This is a genomic window from Pseudomonas sp. 2995-1, assembly GCF_002742505.1.
GTDB classification, from domain to species: domain Bacteria; phylum Pseudomonadota; class Gammaproteobacteria; order Pseudomonadales; family Pseudomonadaceae; genus Aquipseudomonas; species Aquipseudomonas sivasensis.
On sequence record NZ_LJSA01000227.1, the window covers coordinates 1 to 330 of the forward strand.

General features: G+C 34.8%; 1 protein-coding gene. It reads right to left on the reverse strand.

What is annotated here, in order from left to right:
* A partial coding sequence (locus tag AOA61_RS02685; RefSeq protein WP_143521169.1) for a DUF4097 family beta strand repeat-containing protein occupies window positions 1–330 on the reverse strand: 330 nt, incomplete at both ends.

The window sequence follows — 330 nt, forward strand, 5'->3', positions numbered from 1 at the left end:
ATTCGTGTTGACTTCTAACGTTTCAGATTGGACACCAGAGATATCAATTCTGCCATTCTTTGATTCTACTTGAATAGATTCATACATTTTTTCAGGAATCATAACTGTTAATGTCTGCGTGCGGGGAAATAAATCTAGATTAATGAATTTCCACTTATTTTTTCGCAACAAATCAACATGTAACGTTTGACCATTCACATCTGTTGATAATTCATAATCGGACGTGTTCCCATTAAATTCTACTGTTACCTCTGAATCGTTTGTAGGACGTAGATTTATCCTTGCGTTATCTGTAGCAACTACAAGGTTCTCTATATTGTCACTGATATG